Raw genomic sequence first — 23,440 nt, forward strand, 5'->3', positions numbered from 1 at the left:
AATAAGTTAAAATAAAAAGGAATTTAGAAAAAGAGGAATGTTGTATGTTTTTAAGTAGTTCAGCAAGTACGATAGTTATTGGAGTTGTAGTTTTAGTAGTTTTAGTATTTGTTATTGTTTCATCAATTACAAGTAAAAAAGCACAAAAAGTAGAACAACAAAAGAGAAAAAAAGTAGTTAGAGAAGAAATAAAAAGTTATCTTGCAAAAACACAAAATATAAAAAATATTAAAGTTGAATATGAAAAAGTATATGCAAGAAAAGGTGCAGAATATAAATATAGAGACGTTTTTGATGTTGTAGTTCAAATGTATGAACCAAAAACAAATAAATTAATTTCTGTTAATGCTTATGAAGTTGAAGGGATAACTACTAAATCAGGAAAAAATAATTATGTTACTGCTTGACAAGTAAATGGTGAAATTGATCTTGAAAATACAAAAAGAAGAATTGCTATTGCTGAAAAAAAAGTAAAACTTACAAAACAAGAAAAGGTTGTTCTTAAAAAAGAGGAAAAATCAAAAGCAGTGGAACATAAAATCCAAGTTAAAGAAGAAATAAAAAACTTAAAAGCAGAGAAAAAAAATCAAAGCAAAAATGATGATGTTTCAGCGCAAATGGATAAAGCAATTAAAGCAACAACAGTTAAATTTGTACCAAGAAGAAATAAATAACATATTTTAAGTATGTTATTTTTATTTAGTAAAGGGAGAATAAATATGACAGATAAAATTATAGTAACAAAAGAAGATTTTAAAAGATATATGGCAGAATGTCCAAAAGTTGCTTGAATTTTTCATAGTTTAGAAAATTTTAAACATACAATAAATTTGAAAAAGAATAATGAATTAGAATTTCATTATAAATCTCCTATTGAAAAAGATGATGATTGAAATACATCAGAAGGTTTTAATGCTTTAGATTTATATTCAGATTTATTAGAAAAACCAAATGAAGAATTAAATGAAGCAGAAAAATTACAAAAGGAAATGCTAATAAGTCAATTGAGTGATTTAAACGGTTTTGAAATTTCAGGATTACCTGCAGAAACAATAGTTGATGGTAATGCTGTTGGTCAAGCTGGAAGAGAATATTTTATTGCAGAGTTATATAGAGAAAATCAAAAGAATAAAACAGAATATCAATATAGAGATTTTCAAGAAAATAGCTATTCTGAAGTAATAGAACAAACAAAACAATTATTAGAAACTGATGAAGTTAAATATTTATTTGAACCTTCATTTGAATATATGAATGCAATGTTGAAAATTAGATGTGATGTTTTAATTAATCATGGAAATAAACATGTAACTATTGTTGAATTTAAAGCTTCAACTTCATCAAAACTAGTTCATTTTTTTGATGTCTTATATCAAAAAAAGGTTTTAGAAAAATGTGGTTATATAGTTGATGATGTAAAAATTGGTCTAATTAACAAATGTTATGTTAGAGGAATTGGTGTTGATGAAAATAGACCATTATTTAGTATTGAACCATTTGAAATTGATTTTGAATCCGAAGTTAAACCTATTTTAGAAGATATGATTAAACCAAATTCATATGAATCTGATTTAAATTATAAAGAGTTAATAAGAATTACAAATAAATTGGAAAATACAAAAAAAGATGTAGGTATTAATGAACTAATTTTGGCGATGGAAGATTATGGATTTGATTTTGATGAGCAAATTCTAAATATAGCAAATTATTTAGCAAATGAAAGAAATTTATTTAATACGGAATGTAAAAAAATTAAATTTAATTATGCAAAGAAAACATATGAATTTAAAGAAGCTGTATGTCATCATGTAGTTGAATATTATGATAAAAATAAATTTAATTTATATGAATTGACAAGATTTAAAGCAAAAGCAGCAATAATTCATTCAAGATCGAAAGAAAGTATTTATATTGAAAATATAGAAGATTTAAATCATGATAAGTTTCAAGATAAAGGAAAATCCTTATTTGGAAAAGATGAAATAAGAGTTATAAAAACTGTTCAAAATTATTTAAAAAATGGAAAAGTTACACATAATGAAATTATTAAAAGTGATTCTCATGATACACTTATGGATTTACTAAAAGATTATTATAAATATCCTGTTTACATGTATGACTTTGAAACTGTAAAATGAGCTGTACCTAAATATGATAATTCTTGGTCTTATGAACAAATTCCATTTCAATATTCAATTCATATCATTGATAATCCAGATTATGACTTTAATGATCCAATAAATACAATGAAACACTCAAATTTTATTGCAAGTAATCAAGAAGACCCAAGACCAGAATTTTTAATTAACTTTATAAAAGATTGTTTTAAATATGGTCCAGGAGTATATGTGGCTTATAATAAATCGTTTGAAAGAAGTGTAATCAAAAATTTAATCTATTCATATCCACAATTCTCTAGACCTTTGGAATATATTTATAACAATACAATTGACTTAATGGAATTCTTTAAAAAGAAAGAAGACAATTGAATAATTTATCATCCAGATTTTAGAGGATCTTATTCAATTAAAAAAACTCAACCAGCTCTAGATAGTTCTTTAAGCTATAAAGATTTAAAAATTAATAAGGGTGATAAAGCAAGTCAAACTTTTAGACAATTTTTAGATGATGTAATAAGTCAACAAGAATATGAAATAATTTTAAAAGAAGATATGCTGAAGTATTGTGACAGAGACACATTAGCTATGATAGTTGTCTTACAAAGAATTGTAGATATTGTAAGAGAATACAATCCGAATTTTGAAATGGATTTAAAAGAAAATAAAGAGGAATAAAGAAAATGTATAAAGTAATATTTTGTGGAACACCTCAAATATCTGTAGAAATTCTTAAAGGATTAGAAAATATTGGTGTGGAAATAGTTGGTATAGTTACTCAACCAGATAAACAAGTTGGAAGAAAAAAAGAAATTATTTTCTCTCCTGTAAAAGAATATGCATTATTGAAAGGTTATTCTTTATTTCAACCATATAAAATTGGTGAAATAAAAGAAGAATTGGAAAAATTAAATGCTAATTTTATGGTAACTTGTGCATATGGTCAATTTATAACTCAACCAATTTTAGATTTATTTGAAAATTGTATAAATGTTCATGCTAGTTTATTACCAAAATATCGTGGGGGTAGTCCAATACAATTTGCAATAATGAATGGAGAGTCAAAAACTGGAATTTCATTGATGAAAATGATAAAAAAAATGGATGCTGGGGAAGTATATTGCCAAGAAGAAATTGAAATTAGTGAAAATGATAATGCCCAAACACTTTTTGAAAAAATGGCTCTATTAGGTAAAAAAATGATTGAAGAAAATATTTTAGATATATTTAATGGAAAAGTAAAAGGAATCATACAAAATGAGAATGAAGTTACTTTTGCTTATAATTTAAAAAATGAACAAGAAAATATTAATTGAAATAAATCAGCATATGAAATAAATAATTTTATTAGAGCTTTAAGTCCTCAACCAATTGCTTTTACATATATTAATAATGAAAGAATCAAAATAAAATCAGCTAGAATAATAAAAGATAACGAGAATTTTATTTCAACAGATATGATTTTTAAAAATGGAGAGATAGTTTCTACAGATAAGGAAGGAATTATTGTAAATACTTCAAATGGATATCTAAAGATATTGGAATTACAAAGAGAAGGTAAAAAAATGGTTAATGCTTCTAGTTTTAATGATCCAAATTCATCAATAAAATCAGGAGTAATATTTAGTAATGAAAAAATAACTGAATAGTGATTTTTTATTTGTAATAAAATCTTTTAAAAAGTACTAAAATAGCATTTTTTTATATATAATTTATTTAGAAATATTAAAGGGAGATTAATTTATGTCAGTAAACGATTTAAGAGCTGGAAGTACATTCTTATATGATGGAAATATTTTTGTTGTTTTAGAAAATTCATTTTCTAAAACAGGAAGACAACAAGGAAAAGTAACAGTTAAAGTTAAAAACTTAAGAACTGGTGCTAGAGTTGAAATAACATTTACAGGTGGAGAAAAAGTTGATAAAGCTTTAATCGAAAAGAAAGATATGCAATTTCTTTATAATGATGGAGTAAATTGTGTATTAATGAATACAGAAACTTATGAACAAGTAGAAATTGCTTCATCTAAACTTGAATGAGAATTAAAATTCATAACAGATGGTATTATGGTAAAAATGACCGAATATGATGGAGAAATTTTGGGTATTACAATTCCTGAAAAAATTGAATTAACAATCGTTGAAGCAGAACCTGCTGTTAAAGGTGACACAACTAGTGGTGCTCAAAAGAAAGCAAAAGTTGAAACAGGATTAGAAATTACAGTTCCTTTATTTATTAAAGAGGGCGAAAAAGTTTTAATTAATACTACTGATGGTAAATATGCTGGAAGAGCAAACTAATTAGTAAATAGAATAGAGGTATTTATTTATGTACATTTCTATAGAACGTAACTCTAGAGGAAATTTAGATATTGATGAAAAAATTTTAAGTAAAATAATAGAATTTGATTTTTCTTCAAATGCAACAGGATTTAGAAAAGTTAAAGCTAGTGTAAGTATTCATCAAGAAACTAATTTATTTATTGTTATAAGAATTTATATAATTGAAAAGGGTTTATTTTTAATGGATGGTCTTAAAGTAACATCTATTATAAATGATTCAATTTATAAAACATTAAGAATTAGACCTAAAAATATTGCATTTGCATTTATAAAATAAATTAAAAGAAAATCTTAAATAAACTTAATAAAAATTGTATTATGATTTGAATTATAAAGTTTATTTTGATTTTTTTTTTTTTTTTTATTGAATAAATAGTCTTTTGATCTTTAATTTTTATGGATATTAATAAAAAAGGAATATTATTAATGTAAGGAGATGAAAAAATGAAATCAATTTATTTAGCAGGTGGTTGCTTTTGAGGAGTTCAAGCATATTTCGATTTAATTGAAGGTATAGTAAATACAAGAGTTGGCTATTGTCAAGGTGATATTGAAAATCCAACTTATGAACAAGTTTGTAGTGGTAAAACTAATCATGCAGAAGCAATATTATTAGAATATGATGAAAATCAAATCACCTTAGAAAAAGTATTAGAAAAGTACTTTAAAATTATTAATCCTTATTCATTAAATAAACAAGGAAATGATATTGGAACTCAATATAGAGTTGGTATTTATTGAGAAAATAAAGATGATTCTTTAATAATTCAAGAATTTTTAAATGAAAAACAAAGCAAAAGTGATCAAAAAATTGTTGTAGAAAATCAACAGGTTAGAAATTTCTTTGATGCAGAAGAATATCATCAAAGTTATCTTGAAAAAAATCCATTAGGATATTGTCATATTGACTTATCATTAGCATATCAAGAAGATTAAAAAACAAAGCCTTAAAAATGCTTTGTTTTTTATTTTTAAAGAGTTAGTTTACTTTAACTAACCAAATTTTAAAACCATTTTTTATGATATAATTTAGTTAATAAAATTCTTTGATTATTGTTGAGGAGGCAACATTATGCTTCAAAAATAGGTTAAAATAGTGTATAATATTTTTGTATTTAAATGGAGGAATTAGGTATGGCAGCTGCTAAAACAACACAAAAGAAATCAACTTCAACAAGTTCAAAATTAATGAATAGTAAACCTGGAACAATTGAATATGTAAATCAAAAATTTGGTCCTAAATCATTAGCTTTAATAAACAAATATAATTTACAAACAGATGATAGTTATAAAAAATTAATTTCATCTTATGAAAGAATTGATTCATTACCAAAAAGCGATCCAAGAAAACCAAACTTAATTGATTTATGAGAAGGTGAATTTAATAGAATATTTAAACACTTTTGAGAAAACTATGCAAATGGTAATAAAAGAAAAGATAATGGTATTTCAGGTTGAAAAGAAAGACTGGATGTTAAACCAGTTGCTATGTCTCCAGATCAAAAGAGAAAAGATTTAATGTCAAAATTATCTCCTGGTGTTATTTCTTCTACAAGAAATACTAAAGAAGAAATTCTTTTAAGAGCTGGTTATACAACAGAAATTAAAACTGAACAATTTAACTTTACAGCTGTTCCAAGAACAGGTCAAAATATTTATGAAATTGAAAATTTATTAAGTGCAGCAGAAGAAAAAGGTATTGGAGAACCAGAAAGCATTTTAAAAAATGGTTTTGGTGTTGCTCAAAAAACAGAAGTACCTCAAGAAAGCATTACAAAAGCAAATCTTTCATTTGATGAAGAGACTGAATTAATGACTTCACAAGCTTTACGTGATCCTAATTTATTAGACTTTATTAATGAAGGTAATAAAAATTCAAATAATAATGTTATAGCAGATGAAGTTGTAACAGAAGAAGTTAAAATGGAACAAAATAAACCAGAAGAGATTAAATCAGAAGAAGTTATATCAGAAGAAATTAATTCTCAAAATAATGAAACTCTTGGATATGTAGCAAGAGAAAATATGTCAAGAGAAGAGTTTAATAGATTAAATAATATTCAAATAGATGAAGATCAATCTTCTCAAGAAGAAGATAATTTTGCAGCTCTTGAATTAGGAACTGATTTCTTCCAACAACATTTAGCAGAAGAAACAATTGGTAATTCAAACGTTGTTATAAATGAACGTCATGCACAAAGAGAATATAACCAAAAAGATGAGGCTATTGTTCCAGAAAAAAGAAATATAATATCAAAAGAAGGTTTTGAAATTGCTTTAAATCCTGAGAAAACTGATTTATCAGGAAAAATTGTTTATGAAACAAACACTTTAAAAACAAAACCATATCATGAAGAAAAACCAGTTGGATATTATCCAATGAACTATGATGCTGCAAAAAGACCAGTTATGCATGACTTAATGGTTGCACATCAAAGAGAAGAAAAAGCTCTTGATGAAATGACTCAAAAAATAGAATTCTTAAGAGAATTAAGAAATGAGCGTCGTCATAGAATTAATATGATGAAAATTGAACGAGCAAATAGTTATATTATTTCTCGTGCAAGAAGATTAGCAGAAGCTCGTGAACTAAAAAGACTTAAAAAACGTGAAGAATTTAATCTAAAAGCAATTGAAAAAGCTGAAAGATTAAGAAGAATGCAAGAACGTCAAAAATTAATTGAATTAATGAAAGAACGTCAATTAAAAAGAACTGAAGAAAAACGTGTTGCTACAGTTTTAAGATTAGAACGTGAAAGACGTTTTGAAAGAGATGCTAAGTATAGAACTGAAATTGCTACAATTGATGCTCAAATTAGACATGAACAAGAACTTATTAAACGAACAGAATTAAAAATGAAAGCATACTTTACAAAAGTACATGATGATCAATTATTTGATAAATCATTAAAAACTGCAAAATCAATTGCTCCAAATTATGAAGCAATTGAACAAAAAGCAGAAATGTTACAACAACTAGAAGAACAAAAACGTAAAGATAGAGTTGATAAAATTAGTAGAAAGTTCGTTAAAAATATTAAATAATTAAATATGGGCAAGAATTAATTTAAACTTGCTCATTTTTTGTACAAAATCGAAAAGAGAGGTGTATTTTATGATAAAGAATAAGAAAAATGTTAAAAAAGCTATTAATATAAAATTTTTAGAAGAGGCTAAATTAGGTATTAATACAATTAATTCACTTTCAGGAAATATTGGATCTTCTTCTTTAAAAACAATGAGTGATACACCAGAATTACATGCAGCAGTACAAAAAATGCAAAATAGAAATAGTAATAAGAATGATACTAATAAAATAGATAACAGAAACAAGCATATTGAAAAAATTAGAAATAAATCAGAAGTCATTAATGAAAAATTTTCAATTTTAGAACAAAGAAAAAAGGGCTATATAAATAAAAAGAAACTTGATTATGAACTAGAATTAGAAAAGAAAAGAATAGCTTCAAAAAAAGGAACTAATAAAACTATTTTCCAATTTGAAGATTTCGAAAAACTTAATAAGCAAGCTGCAAATTTATTTTCAGAAGATTTAGTAAAGAAATTAAAAGTGAAAAATTCCAAAGAAAATATAAAAGATACAAATCAAAATTATACTGAATTAAAATCACTTTTTGATACCTCTAACTCAAATAAAATATCTTTCAAAACAAATTCAGTTACAAATAATAAAAGAATTTCAAATATTCTTGAAGAAATTCCAGTTTTAAAAGAAGAAAATTATTTTGCAAAGGATTTATATGAAAGTGAAAATAAAAGAGTATTTACCTCTCCATTAGATTCGTATAAAGTTAAAGAAGAAGAAGAATCAGAAAAAGGAGAAACTAATGAATTTAATATAGAATCAAATCAAGAAAAATTGGATTTGAAAACAATTGATCAAAAGGCAAAAAAATTTCTTCAGGATGCAGAAAAAATAAGAAAAGAAATTGAAAAGAATAATGAAAAACTATCAAATACAGATGATATATCTAGTATTTATAGTAGAATTTTAAATAGTAGTAAAAATGCAAAATTAAGTAGAACAAAGAAACAAAACTCTCAAATATCAAACTCAGTGGATATAAGTAAGATGCCTTCAATAGCATTTGAAAAAAAATAGAGATGAGGAAAAAAATATGGCTAAAAAAAATAATGAAATATCAGAAATTAATTTTGACTTGCTTTCAGCAAAAGTAAAATTAAGAGTTAAAAATTTAATGGAAAAGAGATTAAACAGTAAAACAATTATTTTATTTGCTCAAGAATATGAACAATATGATATTGATTTTCGTGATCAATTAATAGAATATATTAATTACTTAGTACAATTAGAAAAAGAAACTTTATCAAATGAGGTTAACAATCATCGTGAAGGATCTAATACAAATTTTTGAAACTTTAAACAAGAGGATTTTTTAAGAAGACAAGAAGATATTAAAAAATTTCAATTATATTTAAAAAGACCTGCTCAAATTAAAGAAAATAGCAATAATAATTATTCAATAATGCAAGAAACTGTTAAAATGCCATCTCCAATAGATAATACTGTTAAAGTTAAAGAACCTAAAAAAGCTGTTGTAAATAAAGAAGAAAAAAAACCTAAAGAAAATAAAGTATCATCAATAGATAAAATGCTTTTAGAAGCAAAACAAAGAGAAGAAAAGGCAGCAAGAGACGCTAAAAGGGCAGAAGCACTAAGAATTCAAAAAGAGAAGAAAAAAGAGCTTGAAAAAAAGGAATTAGAAAAGAAAAAAGAACTTGAAAAAAAAGAATTAGAAAAGAAAAAAGAAGTTCAGAAAAAAGAGACTCAAAAGAAAGTTATTTCTAAATCATTGTCTGTCAAAAAAGAAAATGTAGTAAAAATAAAAGAAAATGAAGATAAAAAAAATTATGAAAAAGAACAAGCAGAAAAAGAAAAACTTTGAAAAGAGCTTTATGGTAAAACAAGACAAGAAACAATAGATGAAAGAAAATCAATTAGTTTGATCAAAGAAGAAACTGTTGAACACGATAAAAAGCCAAGTTTTGATAGAACAAATGAGGTTCAAAAATCATTTACTATTTTAGGTAAAGTCTTTTTAATAGAGGAAATAAATGATCCAAAAAATAAATATTTTAGTTTTTGATATAACTTAAAAAAACGTGTTGGAACTTCAAATATTTCAATATGATTAAATATTCATCCAAAAAAACAAAAGTCAATATTAAGAAAAAGAATGAGATTAGAAGCTAATAAAGGTGTATGAAATAAACTTAAATCATTATTTACTACAAATCAAATTCAAGCACTTGCAATTGAACAAAAAGAAAATAAAGATAAAAAATTAAAAAAGAATACTAAATCAAAAGAACTTAAAAAAGTTAAAAAAGAATCAAAAGATAAACAATCATAATTAAAGAAAGCGTGAATTAAAATATGAAATACATAATTATCATTTCAGGATCACTTTTATTATTAGCAATTGTATTGACAATATTGCTTTATAGTATTTTAAAAGTGAAAAATCAAAAAAAACCTTTAAAAAAGGTTACAAACGAACCATTTTTCATAAATGAAGAACATAATAAAGAGAAATGATGAGTTTCAAAAGATGGTAATTTTGAAAAAAAATGAATGGAAGTTCAAGATTATGATTTTAGTATAAAATACTTTAATTATGAAGAAAATTTTTCAAAGGGCTTTTTAAATTCAAAATTTATAAGAACAAAAATTTTTCTATCAGATATTATGGATATTAAATCAGCTAAAAAGACTATTGAAAAATTAGAATTTTATTCAAATTGCCTTGAAAATATTTGATGAAATAAATATAAAATTTTATTAACTACTTCTTTTAATGAAATTCCTAAGATTACCCAAGCACCTGAATATTTTTTCTATAAGTATTACTTTAAATTTATTTCAAAATTAAGAAATATAATGATAAGTTATTTAACAGAATATATAATTCCAAATGTTATTATTACTGAATTAAAACAAGATAAATATAAAAAGTTCAATATAAATATAGCAAATGATCCAAAAAGTAATATATTATTTGCATTTGAACAAGTTGCACAAGAAGCAGATGATTATTCTGAAATAATTCATGAAGAATTTAATAAAGAATTAAAACAAAAAGGTCCAGAATGAAAAATAGATTATTCAACAAATAAAGATCCTTTATCTTTATTTTTACCAGAAGAAATTATTAAAAAGAATATGATGAGAAATAAAATTCTTAATCTATCTAAAAAATATAACATTCCCTTTAAAGGTAATATTCAAGAAACAGTTGATAAACTTGAAAAACACTTAAATAGTGTTGAGCAAGATAAAATTAATTCAATAAAACAACTTGTAATAACATTTAAAGAACAAAATAATGCCTAATAGAGCTATTTTATAGCTCTTTTTTATTTTTAATATTAATTTAATTTTCTTATTGATTACTATTAGAAAGATAAAAATATATAATAATAAATATATGGAGGATTTTTTTGTGTTATATACTGCAAGTGATGCTATTAATCTAGTTTATAAAATAATCGGAAAAACATTATCCTTGCTAAGTGATAATTTTTTAAATGATAATGAAAAGCAAAAACAAATAGCTTTAAATTTTAAAGAATTTTATAGATATTCAATAAAAAAGAAAATTTATACTGAAAATGAAGTTAATGTATGTTTTGAGAATTTTAATTGAAATTTTATCTCAGATTCTGATTTAAATGAACTAAAAGAACAATTTTTAAAAAATTGCTTAATAACTACAAATGAAAATTTATTTTTAGAGCATACTTATGTTGTTGAAGAATTAAATAAAATATATGATATAGCATTGGAAAATACTTTTGTAATTGATAAAGAATTAATCGATTGAGAAAAAACAATTAAAATTATTGAATATAGATTTTTAGCTTGAATTCATGCAAAAAATCTAAAACAAGATAAAGATCTAAAAGAAAAATTAGTTTATATTATGACTAATTTGAATAATAATGAAGAAAATTCTTATTATTCAAAATATAATATATTAATTGAAAGTCTTAAAGAATTTAAAAAGTTTATTTATGATTATGATAATGGGACAATTGCTCCAACACCTGAAAATACTAAACATTATCAAAGAGCTAAAATAAGTATAAATGGATTAGAATTTATGAAGGAAAATAAACTAGAGTCATATGTGAATTATGATGAAATTATGTCTCAACTTCAAAAACTTCCAGATAATTCAGAATTATGGGATTTTGAATTTTGCTTAGAATTAAATATTAGAATATTTTTTGCAAACATTTTAAGCAACATAATTACTTCTCAAACTACAAGTGTTTGAGGAGCTAAAGCAGAAATGATCAGAAGTAATGGTGGGTGAAATATTAAAAGAGACAAAGAAATATTTAGAAATATTTATATTGCTTTAACTCAATCAAAAGAAAAAATTGGAAATTTAATTTCAATGTCTTCAAAAAGATTAAATAGAAACCGAATTTATTTATTAAAAATTTTACTTAATAAGTATAAAAATAAAATTGGAGATGAACTATATAATCAAATCATTTTAGATTCATATTTTGATCAAATTGATAAGCTTATAAAATATCATGAAGCTGGAATATCTGATTCGCTATTATCTCATCCAAATGAAATTTTGGATGGATTTAATATTAAATTAGCAGATGCACTATTGGATTTTGAAAATATGACAAGAATTTGTGATGCACTAATTGAATTGGATTCTACATTAATAAGTGAATCAAAAGGTGATTTATTAAAAACAATTGAGTTTATAAAAAAAATAAGTGATATTGAACATTTCTAAATCGTTTTTATAACGATTTTTTCATTGGAGGATAAAATATGAATTGTTGTGAATGTCAAAAGGTAAAAAATAACTGTACGTGTGCAGTAGTAGAATGTAGATGTAAAAATGATTTTGACTGCTGATGCTGCTTATTTAATCATTGAGAAAAAATAGATAATGAATTAAACATTAGTGTAAATTATTTTAAATATTTCGAAGATATTAATAAAATGAAATCAATTCCAAAATTATTTAAAAAGGGTATTAGAGACCTTATAGAAGATCTAAAAATAACTGAAACCAATTTGAATAAATTAAATAAAACAAATTATATTGAATATATTGATTTAAATTATGAATCTAAAAAAATTATTAGTATTATGGAAGAAGATATGATATCAAAATTAATTTATTTTATAAATAAATTAGAATTTTATATTGAATCGTCGATTATATTAATAGAGATTAATATAAATCCTGATTATAAAATATCATACTTAGAACTACATAAAGTTTGTCAAAATATTGAAGATTTGATACCTTCACTTGTTAAGGCATTTGGTTCTATTGAAAAAACATTAGATAATTCAGTAGAATATGAAACATTAAAAGAAAAAATGTATATTTTTGATACAAATTTAATTAATTTAAGAAGCATGTTAGACATTAAAATACTTAACAATAGATAAATATTTGTTATAATTAAAAATGTTATGTATAAAAGAGGAGAAATTTATATGAAATTTAGTGCAAAAAAACTTGCCGAAAAAGGTCAAGGATCATGAATAGTTACAATAGATGGTAAAGAATGAGAAGAAGCTGTTAAAAAAGGTAAAAATAAAACTGCAGCAACAATTGAAATACCTGGTTTTAGAAAAGGTAAAGCACCAAAAGAAAAAATTGAACAATATTTAACACCAGTTAAATATCTAAACGCAGCTGTTCAATCAGTTATGGAAAAAGCATGAGAATTTGCAAGAGAACAAAAATCTGATATTGAGCCATTTACTTCACCAGTTCCAACACCAGTAAAAATAAGTGAAAAAGAATGTGAATTACACTTTATTTTTGACTTAAAACCTGAAATTAAAATTGGAACTTACAAAGGATTAAAAGATAAAGATTTAGTAAAAGAAGAAATAAAAGTTACTAAAGAGGAATTAGATAAAGCTGTAGATCAATACAGAGAAAGATTTGTAATGGAAAAAAATAAAGATGAAAGTGGTAAAATCGCAAAAGGTGATTCAGTTACTTTTGACTTTGAAGGGTTTGTTGATGGAGTTGCATTTAAAGGTGGAAAAGGTCTTGATTTCAAATTGGTTATTGGAAGTGGACAAATGATTCCTGGATTTGAAGATCAAATGATTGGAAAAACTTTAGGTGAATCTTCAATTAATGTAAAATTCCCAGAAGACTACACTGAAGAGTTAAAAGGAAAAGATGCAGAATTCAAACTAAATATTAAAGAAATAAAAGAAAGAATTTTACCAGCAAAAGATGATGAGTTAGTAAAAGATCTAAATTTACCAAAAATAACTACTTTTAAAGAATTAGAAGATAGCTTAAAAAAACAAATTAAAGATCAAAAAAACTCACAAACAAAGAATATTTTTGTTAATAAAGTAATTGACTTAATTAGAGAAAAATCTCAAATTGAAATTCCTAAATCAGCAATCAATAAAGAAATTGAAACACTATATAGAGAATTTGAAGCAAAAGTTCAAAGTCAAAAAATTACAATGAAAGATTACAAAAAACAAACAGGTTTAAGTGATCAAGATATTAGAAATGAATTATTTGATGATGCAAAAAAACGTATTGAAAGTTACTTAATTACTGATCAAGTAAGAAATACTGAGAAATTTGAAGTTTCAAAAGAAGAAATGGAAGCAAAATATGAAACATTAGCAAAAACTTTTGGAGTTGAAACTGATTTCATCAAAAACTCTCTATTACCAGAACCACAAGTTAAAGAAGAAATAATTAGAGAAAAAATTGTTGATTTCTTATATGAAAATAATGGATAAAATACAATAAAATTGTATTTTTTTTATTTATTTAGCACTTAACACTTGCAAGTGCTAAATAATGTGATATCATAATTTTGTACCTAAGGAGGAATATTATGAATAAAAAATTACCTATGTTAATTACTCGTGGAAGTTATATATATCCAACTTTTGATCAAGTATTAGAAATTGGAAGAGATAAAACTACACTTGCAGTTAAAGAAGCAGTAGAAAAATATGAAGGAAAAATTTTAATGGTTTCACAAAAGAAACCTTTAGAAGATAATCCAAAAATCGAAGATTTATATACATTTGGTGTTTTAGCTGAAGTAAAAATTAAAAAAGAATGAAAAGATGGTACATTAACTGTAAATATAAAATCAATATCTCGTGCGGAACTAAAAGATATTGAATTAAACGAATTTTATATTGCAAATTATGAAGTAAAAGATAGCCTAAGAAGCTCAGAAAAAGAAGCATTAGATAAAATTACAAAATATATTAAAGCAATGATAAGTTCACAAGATGAATTCCCATCAGAAGTAGAAGAAATTATAAAATCTGCTCCAAGTGATGTAGATTCAAACTTTATTGTAGATAGTGCAGCAAACTTAATGCCTTTCATGCCTATCGATAAAAAACAAGCAATGTTAGAGGAATTAGATCCAGTAAAAAGAATTGAAATAATAAATGACTTTTTAGATGAAAAACGTCAATCAGCTGACATTGAATCTTCTATTAGCAAAAAAATTAAATCAAGAGTAGACGAACAACAAAGAGAGTTTTATTTAAGAGAAAAATTAAAAGCTATTAAAGAAGAATTAGGCGATATGGATGGAGAAGGAGATGACTTGGCGAAATATAAAAAACGCCTTGAAACTGAACCATTCCCAGAAAATATTAAAAAAAGAATTTTATCAGAAATTGATAAATGTGAAGGAATGCCAGCTGCATCATCTGAAGCTAACATTACAAGAACATATATTGATTGAATGATGCAAACACCATGATGACAACAAACTGAAGAAAAAACTGATTTAAAATTTGCAAAAGAAATTTTAGATAAACATCACTATGGTTTAGAAAAAGTTAAAGAAAGAATTATTGAGTATTTAGCTGTTAAACAAAATACTAACAAAGTAAAAGGACAAATTATTACATTAGTAGGTCCTCCTGGAGTTGGAAAAACTAGTTTAGCAAAATCAATTGCTGAATCAATGGGAAGAGAATTTGTAAAAATGGCTCTTGGTGGTGTAAAAGATGAATCAGAAATTAGAGGTCATAGAAAAACATATATTGGTGCAATGCCAGGTAGAGTAATTCAAGGAATGAAAAAAGCTGGAGTTAAAAACCCTGTTTTCTTACTTGATGAAATTGATAAAATGGCAAGTGACTATAGAGGAGATCCAGCATCTGCAATGTTAGAGGTTCTAGATCCCGAACAAAACTCAAAATTTTCAGATCACTATTTAGAAGAAGAATATGATTTAAGTGATGTTGTATTTATTGCAACAGCAAACTATCCAGAAAATATTCCTGAAGCTTTATATGATAGAATGGAAATTATTGAATTATCAAGTTATACTGAAATTGAAAAAATGAAAATAGCAGAAGAATACTTAATACCAAAAGTATTAGATGATCATGCAGTTTCAAAAGAACAAGTAATATTTACTAAAGAAGCAATCAACGAAATTATCAAACACTACACAAGAGAAGCTGGTGTAAGACAATTAGAAAGATGAATTGCATCAATTGTTAGAAAATTTGTTGTAAGAATGTTAAACAAAGAAATGGAAACTTTAACAGTAACTTCAAATGTTGTTAATGAATTCTTAAAAAAACGTATCTTTGAACATACTGAAAAAGAAAATGAAGCACAAGTTGGTGTTGTTACAGGACTTGCATATACTCAATTTGGTGGAGATATTTTACCAATTGAGGTAAATCATTTCCCAGGTAAAGGTGGTTTAGTATTAACTGGTAAACTTGGAGATGTTATGAAAGAATCAGCAACAATTGCATATGACTTTGTTAAATCAAATTATAAAACATTTGGAATACCAAAAGAAGTGTTTAATGAAAATGATATTCATATCCACGTTCCTGAAGGAGCAGTTCCCAAAGATGGACCTAGTGCTGGTGTAACGATTACTACAGCAATAGTTTCAGCTTTAACAAATAAACCTGTTCCAAAAGAAATTGGTATGACAGGTGAAATTACTTTAAGGGGATTAGTATTTCCAATTGGTGGATTAAGAGAAAAATCAATTTCTGCTCATAGAAGTGGATTGAAAAAAATCTTAATACCATTTAAAAATCAAAAAGATATTGAAGATATTCCTGAAGAAGTTAGAAAAGAATTAGAAGTAGTTCCAGTTCAACAATATTCAGAAGTTTATGAAAATGTATTTGGTATAAAACTAAATGATTTAATAAGAGAACTTCCAATATCAAACTCAACTAATGAAGAAAATAAAAAAACTCATTAATAATAAAAAACAACTTTAAATAAGTTGTTTTTTATTTTTTTATGATAATATATATCAACAAATAGAGTTAAAAAAGGGGAGAGAAGAATGGATCAATCATTTAGTGCTACAAACAATCCACTTGGAGATGTTAATGTAGTAAGTAATAAAGAAATACCTAAAAAATATAGTCCAGATGACAAGATATATAATTTAGTACAAAAAAAACATAAACTAAAATTCTCTTGAATTGTTTTGATTTATGGTTGAAAATATAGATTACTATTTTTAAGTGTTGTTTGTGTAGTTACATTTAGTGCCTTTTTAGTAAGTTTAAATACATTATTTTTAAAAAATGTATTAGAAGCTGCAAGTCCAAAAAATGAAAGTGGTACAGTATGAAATTTAACTTGACAGTGATGAATGGCAATTACTGCAGCTGATTTAGTATTATTATACTTTTGTACATTTATTAGAAACTCATGTTCAATAATGTTAGCTGTAAATATTGAAGTTGAATTAAGAAATTTAACAATTAGAAGATTATTAGAACAAGATATAAGCTATTATTCAGATAAAAAAATTGGAAAATTAATGACTAAATTAGTTGGTGATACTAACGTAATTGGAAATGAAATTTCTGGAATGATAGCATGAGTAATACAAGCTCCACTCGTAATAATAATGGGAACTGTAATGTTGTTTATAATTCATGCACAATTAGCACTAGTTGCTAGTTTATCTGTTTATGCTTTAACAGCAATAGTAATTTTATTTTCTTTAAGATATCAAAAAAAAGTGAAAATTGTAAGAGAAGTTATATCAGATATCAATGGTGATGTTGTTGACAGAATTGGAGCTATTAAATTAGTAAAAGCAACTGGAACAAGAAAATATGAAGAATCAAGATTAGAAGAACTGCATAAACCTTATATAAAAGCTTTTAAACCAATTTCTAGAATTGATGGAACATTATTAGCAATCCTTATTGCGTCAGATGTAATTATTAATTTAATTATGATTACAATTGCAATTGAATTCTACAGTGATAATAATCCAGAAATGCTAACTTCTATATTACCTGCATTTATTTCTGCAATGGTTGGTTTAACAAGACCATTATGACAAATTGCAGCTATTATTCCAGGGTTATCAAGAGCATCTGCTTCATCTACTCAAATTTATGAAGTAATTGAAAAAGAACCAATATTAAATGATAATGATAAAAATGGAATTTTATTTGATGAAAATATTGCAAAAATTGAATTTAGACAAGTTAAATTTAATTATCCTGAAAAACCCGAAGTAAATATTGTTCCTAATTTAGATATTATTTTAGAAAAGGGAAAATCATATGCTTTTGTTGGTGAAACAGGAAGTGGTAAATCAACTATTTCTAAATTATTATTAAGATTTTATGATCCAACAGAAGGTTGTGTTTTAATAAATGATAAAAATGTAAAAGACTTTAATTTAAAAAGTTATTTAAGTCATGTTGGTTATGTTGAACAAGAACCTTCAATAATATTTGGAGATGTTTATGATAATGTTAGATATGGTTTCTTTCAAGCAACAGAAGAAGAAGTTCATGAAGCTTGTAGAAAAGCACAAATTGATCAAATTATTAACAGTTGACCTTATGGATATCAAACAGTTTTAGGAGAACGAGGATTATTACTAAGTGGTGGTCAAAAACAAAGACTTGTAATTGCAAGAATTTTATTAAGAAACCCTGAGTTATTAATTTTAGATGAAGCTACAAGTGCTTTAGATAATATAGTTGAAAAAGAAATTCAATCTCAATTAAATCAACTTATGCAAGATAAAACATCAGTTATTATTGCGCATAGATTAAGCACTATTAAAGATGTTGATAAAATATTTGTTTTAGCTCCAGGTAAGGGAATTGTTCAAGAAGGAACATATCAGGAGTTAATTAAAGTACCAGGTAAATTTAAAGATTTACATGATGCTGGAAATGCTTAATAAACTAACCAAAAGGTTAGTTTTTTTATGCTATTATTCAATTAGGAGTTAAAAATATGAACAAACCTTTAAGTTTCTTATTAAGACCAACTACTTTAAAAAATATTATTGGTCAATCGCATTTAATAAATAATAAATATGGATTAATTACTAAAATGGTAGAGAATAAGTTTTTAGCTAATTTAATTTTTTATGGTCCTCCAGGAGTTGGAAAAACATCAATGGCAATATCAATTGCAAATGATCTTGGGGCGAAATATGAATTTTTTAATGCATCAAATGATAAAAAGGATAAATTACAAAAACTTATTGAATCATCAAATCATGAAGAACAGTTAATATTAATAATTGATGAAATTCATAGAATGAATAGAAATATTCAAGATTATTTACTAGAATATATTGAATCCAAAAAGGTAATTGTATTTTTAACAACAACTGAAAATCCTTATTTTGTAATAAATCCAGCTATTAGAAGTAGATGTACTATTTTAAAATTACAAGAAATTTCACTTGATGAAATGAAAGAGGGCTTAAATAGAGTTTTAAAGAATAATGATATTAATCTAAATATAGAAGATAATGCATTTGAAAATTTATGTGAACTTTCAAATGGAGACCTGAGAGTTGCACTGAATTCAGTTGAATTATTAATCCAACTTTATTCGAAAGAGAAAATTAATAATGAAATTATAAGAGCAATTTTTGATCAAGCAGTTACTAAAGGAACTGGAGAAGGCGATGAATATCATGATCTTAAATCTGCATTTCAAAAATCAATTAGGGGAAGTGATGTTGATGCAGCACTTCATTATTGAGCAAGATTGATGCAAATTGGAGATTATGAAGTTTTAATGCGAAGAATGACTATTATGGCCTATGAAGATATTGGACTTGCAAATCCTGCAATTCCAGTTAGAGTCTTTCAAGCTTGTCAAACATTTAGACAAATTGGTATGCCTGAAGGAAGAATTATTTTAGGACTTGCTGTTATTGAAATGGCTTTAAGTGAGAAATCAAATTCTTCATATATGGCATTAGAAAAAGCACTTGAAGATGTACAAAATGGACTTGCTCCTTCAATTCCTCCATATTTAAGAGATAATCACTATAAAAGTGCTCATAAATTAGGTCATGGAATTGGTTATAAATATGCTCATGATTATGAAAATGATTGAGTTGATCAACAATATTTACCAGATGATATAAAAGATATAACTTATTTTCAATTTAAACCACACAGTAGTTATGAGAAAAAGTTAATGGAAATCTATATAAAGTTTACAAAGAAAAATAAGTTAAAATAATATAAGTAATTAAAAGGGGGTATTTAAATATGAAAACAAATATGCAAATTAAAGAAGAACTTGCAAGTCAAGGCTATATTTGAATGCCAGCTTATAAAAACATCTTACAGAGAGTGTGACAGCACACTGAAACTTATTTTGATGATGATGAAACAGTACTTTCAGCTCTTTGAGCAAGTTTTAAAAGATATGAAGATAAAATGGTTGGAATTGTTTTCATTACAGATAAAAGAACTTTTACATTAGAAATTTTAGACAATGATTTGAGTACTCAAATAAGATATCTTCCGTTCGATTCATATTCACTTCAAAAAATTCAATTACAATTCTCAAAAAATAGTGGAGGATTACATTATGTTTCACTTCAAAACGATAGTTTTGGAAATGGAGTTACATTTGGAACTCCAAATAAAGATGTTGCACAACATTTTGTAGATACTCTAAGTGGAAGAACTAATGGAAAAATTGAAATTCTTCCAGATTCTGATAATCCATTATTAGCAGAAAATGAAAGAGAACAAGTAATTGACGAAAATTTAGAAAAAGCAAAAGAAGTAGTTCCTCATAAATTTGAAAAAAAACATGAAGAAATCAAACCTATGAAAGAATTTGACCAATGAAGAAAAGCTCCTCCTGAAGCTAAAGATAAAGTTGTTGAAATTAAAGTAGTTCCTCCAAAAAAAGTTAAGCAAAAAAAAGACAAAAAGGGAACATATGCTGAAAAATGAAAATCAAAAACATGATTACTTTGATTTTTATTACCAGTAATAGGTTTAGGAACAATACTTATGATAATATTTATTGCTTAATAACAAAAAAATTCGCTTTATAGCGAATTTTATTTTCTTTTAATTGAATAAATTTGTCATTCAGTTGCATTAGCTTCTAGAAGCAATTTAATTTCATAGTTAAATTGCTTTTTGCTTTTTGGATCAATGAAAGTAGTTGTATAAGTTATACCTGCTTCTTTATATCCATCATCAATTCCATAATAACTGTTTACCTTAGTTTTAAAGTTATTTGATTGAATTAAAGGTTTGTAAATTGTTGTAGATAAGTCATTTTTAACTTTATTTACATCACTAAATCCGTTCATTATTTGGTCAAGTAAGCTATTAACTGAAGTATCATCAACAATACTTTCAAGTCCTAATAACAATGAATTATCTCTAAATGCTAAGTTATTTTGCTTTCCATTTTCATCAAAATCAGTTCCTAAAGCATACATAGCTGCTTTAGCACCTTTAACATTTGAATTTTTAATTTCAGTATCAGAATCTTTAATACCAAGATATAAACCTGGTTTACTTGCAGTAATCATTAATGTTTGAATTGCAGTATATTTGTTTTCTGTTTTTTCTGTTAAATTTCCTACTAAATAATCTTTATCACCTGAAGAATATATTGAATATTTTTCATCAATTAATGATGAAGCTATATTTTTAAGTCCTGATGAAATTCCTTTTGAAGATTCTTCAAGTTCTTTTACTCTTTTTGTGTTAAGTGTTGAAGAATTAATAGCATTGTATATAAAGTTTAAAACTTCCGATATTGTTTTGCCATTATATACTGATCCACTTAATATTGTTTCAAGAGAGATATTTTCAGTTCCTTTAGTAATTTCTTTTAAAAATCCTGAATCCTTACTTCAAAGAGCTGTTCAAGAGTTCTTCATTATATTAATAGATTCATCAGAAAATCTAAGATCTATTTTTAGACCAAAAGGGCTTAAATAATTAAATAGAGCATTTAATCCATTAATTGAGCGTCCTTCTACGACCATATCAATTGATCCTCTCAGTAGATTTCCTATTTGATCAGGTCCTATATCGCCAACAATAGGAATTTTGATTGTAATATTTTGTCATTGGCCTAAACCACTACCTAAAGCGTAAATTATTGGAGATAAACCTTCTCTGAATTTATAATCTCCAGAAATATCGATAAATATTTTTCCTAATTTTGTAGTTCAAACAACTGCAGGAATTCCAAAAGGATTATTAAAATCAATACTTGTTGAACTTGCTGTTTGAAATAATAAACCAATTAATTTAGCGAGTTGTAAACCATCAGTATTATTTTTAGTATCAAAAGCAATTGATAAATTTTTTATTAATCTTTTTGTTTTAAATTTTGAATTTGCAAAATCCTTTTCGCCTAATTCCTTTAAAAATTTAAGATTAGGTTTTTCTTTTTTACCAACTTCACCCTTATATGAGTATAAGTCATTATGTTTTGTTGGTTGATCTAATGAAAAATCAATACTTGTAATTCTTTGCAATATTCCTGAAATTACAAATAAAATATCAGGAATTAATGAAGCAATATTTGATGTATTTAAATCATCCATATTTTCAAAGAATTTAGCCATTACATTTCCCATACTTTTTTCAAAATCATAATCAATATCTGTATATAGTAAAGATTTATCTTTAATTATACTTTCTGTTTCTCCTGCTAAAGATGCAAAAATGTTATTTATTCTTTTTACAGTTGCATTCATTATCATTTTATTAGTCAAATTTTCAATATTGTCCATTGTTAAAATTGAGTTTATTAATGTATCAATAAAATAAGTTAATACTCCATCTTTTCATATGAATGAATAATCAACATTTAGTAGAGTTTTTAAAATTCCTTCAATAATTGTTGTTAGATCACTTTGTTTAAAAGCATTTAAAAAATTAGCATTAAGTAAATTTGATATTGCATTATAAGTTATTTTTGAATTAGCTAATATTTTAATTAATATAGCAATAGTATCAGAAAAATTATTTAAAATATCAGATACTGATTTCATTGATTCTGCACTAACTGATTCAATTGAATTTTCATTTAATGGTAATTGAGGAAGAAGTCCTTGCAATAAACCTGAGATACTTGGATGAATTCCACCATTTGATTTAATAGCACTTATAATTAAAGTTATAATTCCTGATATGTTATCAATAGAAGTATTTGGTGAAATTACTTTATTTGATAAAAATAAGGTATTTGAATAACTTGGATTTGTTCTATTATTTAGTTCATTTATAGAACTTCTAGTATAACTTGAAGCATTTTTTCCAAAATAATTATCTCCCAATAGACCAATAGTTGTTTGATTATCAGTTTTAAAACTTGGTAATAAATCATTTGCTTTTGATGAATCAATTAAATTATTAAAGTATTCTGCATCATATGCATATCCTTTATTTAAATCTTGAGTTGCATTTTGAATCATTGCTCCCCTTAATAAAGCAGATGAAACCTGAGTTAAATTTGAAATTTTATTTTTTATAGATGTTTTAACATTATTTACTGTACTACAACTGGCAACACTTGCAGTTGAAGCAGTTATAGCAACTACTCCTAAAAGAGAAATTAACTTTTTCATTTTCCCGACTACTCCTTTTATTATTCTTTATTATATAATGA

Annotated in this window: 18 protein-coding genes; 17 read left to right on the forward strand and 1 reads right to left on the reverse strand. The window is 25.0% G+C overall.

Annotated features, from left to right (window positions below; all coding sequences use genetic code 4):
* The first annotated feature begins 44 nt into the window (after positions 1–44).
* From SDIMI_RS01590 to SDIMI_RS01670, 17 genes are all read left to right on the forward strand, one after another.
* Positions 45–674, forward strand: coding sequence for a hypothetical protein (locus SDIMI_RS01590; protein WP_020836239.1), 630 nt, complete (start codon positions 45–47; stop codon positions 672–674).
* Positions 675–719: 45 nt separating this feature from the next.
* Entirely contained in the window at positions 720–2,795 is a 2,076-nt protein-coding gene (locus SDIMI_RS01595; RefSeq protein ID WP_020836240.1) for a DUF2779 domain-containing protein, read from the forward strand.
* A complete protein-coding gene (fmt, locus tag SDIMI_RS01600; RefSeq protein ID WP_063503129.1) occupies positions 2,792–3,766 on the forward strand; it encodes a methionyl-tRNA formyltransferase in 975 nt (324 codons plus the stop codon). Before SDIMI_RS01595 ends, fmt begins: the two co-directional genes overlap by 4 nt.
* A gap of 94 nt (positions 3,767–3,860) precedes the next feature.
* Entirely contained in the window at positions 3,861–4,418 is a 558-nt protein-coding gene (gene efp, locus SDIMI_RS01605; protein ID WP_020836242.1) for an elongation factor P, read from the forward strand.
* A gap of 28 nt (positions 4,419–4,446) precedes the next feature.
* Positions 4,447–4,737 carry an MMB_0454 family protein gene (locus SDIMI_RS01610; protein WP_020836243.1) on the forward strand — a complete coding sequence of 97 codons (291 nt, stop codon included), beginning with the start codon at positions 4,447–4,449 and terminating at the stop codon, positions 4,735–4,737.
* A gap of 167 nt (positions 4,738–4,904) precedes the next feature.
* Positions 4,905–5,396: a peptide-methionine (S)-S-oxide reductase MsrA gene (gene msrA, locus SDIMI_RS01615; RefSeq protein WP_020836244.1), complete on the forward strand. Its 492-nt coding sequence runs from the start codon at positions 4,905–4,907 to the stop codon at positions 5,394–5,396.
* Positions 5,397–5,594: 198 nt separating this feature from the next.
* Entirely contained in the window at positions 5,595–7,505 is a 1,911-nt protein-coding gene (locus tag SDIMI_RS01620; protein WP_020836245.1) for a hypothetical protein, read from the forward strand.
* A 70-nt stretch (positions 7,506–7,575) separates the two neighbouring features.
* A complete protein-coding gene (locus tag SDIMI_RS01625) occupies positions 7,576–8,583 on the forward strand; it encodes a hypothetical protein (protein WP_020836246.1) in 1,008 nt (335 codons plus the stop codon).
* A gap of 16 nt (positions 8,584–8,599) precedes the next feature.
* Positions 8,600–9,856, forward strand: coding sequence for a hypothetical protein (locus SDIMI_RS04605; RefSeq protein ID WP_020836247.1), 1,257 nt, complete (start codon positions 8,600–8,602; stop codon positions 9,854–9,856).
* A 23-nt stretch (positions 9,857–9,879) separates the two neighbouring features.
* Positions 9,880–10,836: a hypothetical protein gene (locus SDIMI_RS01635; RefSeq protein WP_020836248.1), complete on the forward strand. Its 957-nt coding sequence runs from the start codon at positions 9,880–9,882 to the stop codon at positions 10,834–10,836.
* Positions 10,837–10,930: 94 nt separating this feature from the next.
* On the forward strand, positions 10,931–12,268 hold the full coding sequence (locus SDIMI_RS01640; protein ID WP_236608365.1) for a hypothetical protein: 1,338 nt from the start codon (positions 10,931–10,933) through the stop codon (positions 12,266–12,268).
* Between the two features lie 38 nt (positions 12,269–12,306).
* A complete protein-coding gene (locus SDIMI_RS01645; RefSeq protein ID WP_020836250.1) occupies positions 12,307–12,939 on the forward strand; it encodes a hypothetical protein in 633 nt (210 codons plus the stop codon).
* Positions 12,940–12,987: 48 nt separating this feature from the next.
* Complete coding sequence (tig, locus tag SDIMI_RS01650) at positions 12,988–14,277, forward strand: trigger factor (protein WP_020836251.1); 1,290 nt, start codon at positions 12,988–12,990, stop codon at positions 14,275–14,277.
* Positions 14,278–14,375: 98 nt separating this feature from the next.
* A complete protein-coding gene (gene lon, locus SDIMI_RS01655; protein WP_020836252.1) occupies positions 14,376–16,751 on the forward strand; it encodes an endopeptidase La in 2,376 nt (791 codons plus the stop codon).
* 87 nt (positions 16,752–16,838) lie between these two features.
* Positions 16,839–18,716, forward strand: coding sequence for an ABC transporter ATP-binding protein (locus tag SDIMI_RS01660; protein ID WP_020836253.1), 1,878 nt, complete (start codon positions 16,839–16,841; stop codon positions 18,714–18,716).
* Positions 18,717–18,772: 56 nt separating this feature from the next.
* Positions 18,773–20,023, forward strand: coding sequence for a replication-associated recombination protein A (locus SDIMI_RS01665; RefSeq protein ID WP_020836254.1), 1,251 nt, complete (start codon positions 18,773–18,775; stop codon positions 20,021–20,023).
* Positions 20,024–20,052: 29 nt separating this feature from the next.
* Positions 20,053–20,832 (forward strand): hypothetical protein, encoded by a 780-nt coding sequence (locus SDIMI_RS01670; protein ID WP_020836255.1) that lies wholly within the window; start codon positions 20,053–20,055, stop codon positions 20,830–20,832.
* Between the two features lie 29 nt (positions 20,833–20,861).
* Here SDIMI_RS01670 and SDIMI_RS01675 read toward each other — a convergent pair whose 3' ends face one another.
* Positions 20,862–23,399, reverse strand: coding sequence for a Vmc-like lipoprotein signal peptide domain-containing protein (locus SDIMI_RS01675; RefSeq protein ID WP_020836256.1), 2,538 nt, complete (start codon positions 23,397–23,399; stop codon positions 20,862–20,864).
* Between the last annotated feature and the right edge of the window lie 41 nt (positions 23,400–23,440).

It is taken from the genome of Spiroplasma diminutum CUAS-1 (assembly GCF_000439455.1).
In the GTDB taxonomy this organism is placed as follows: Bacteria; Bacillota_I; Bacilli_A; order Mycoplasmatales; family Mycoplasmataceae; genus Spiroplasma_A; species Spiroplasma_A diminutum.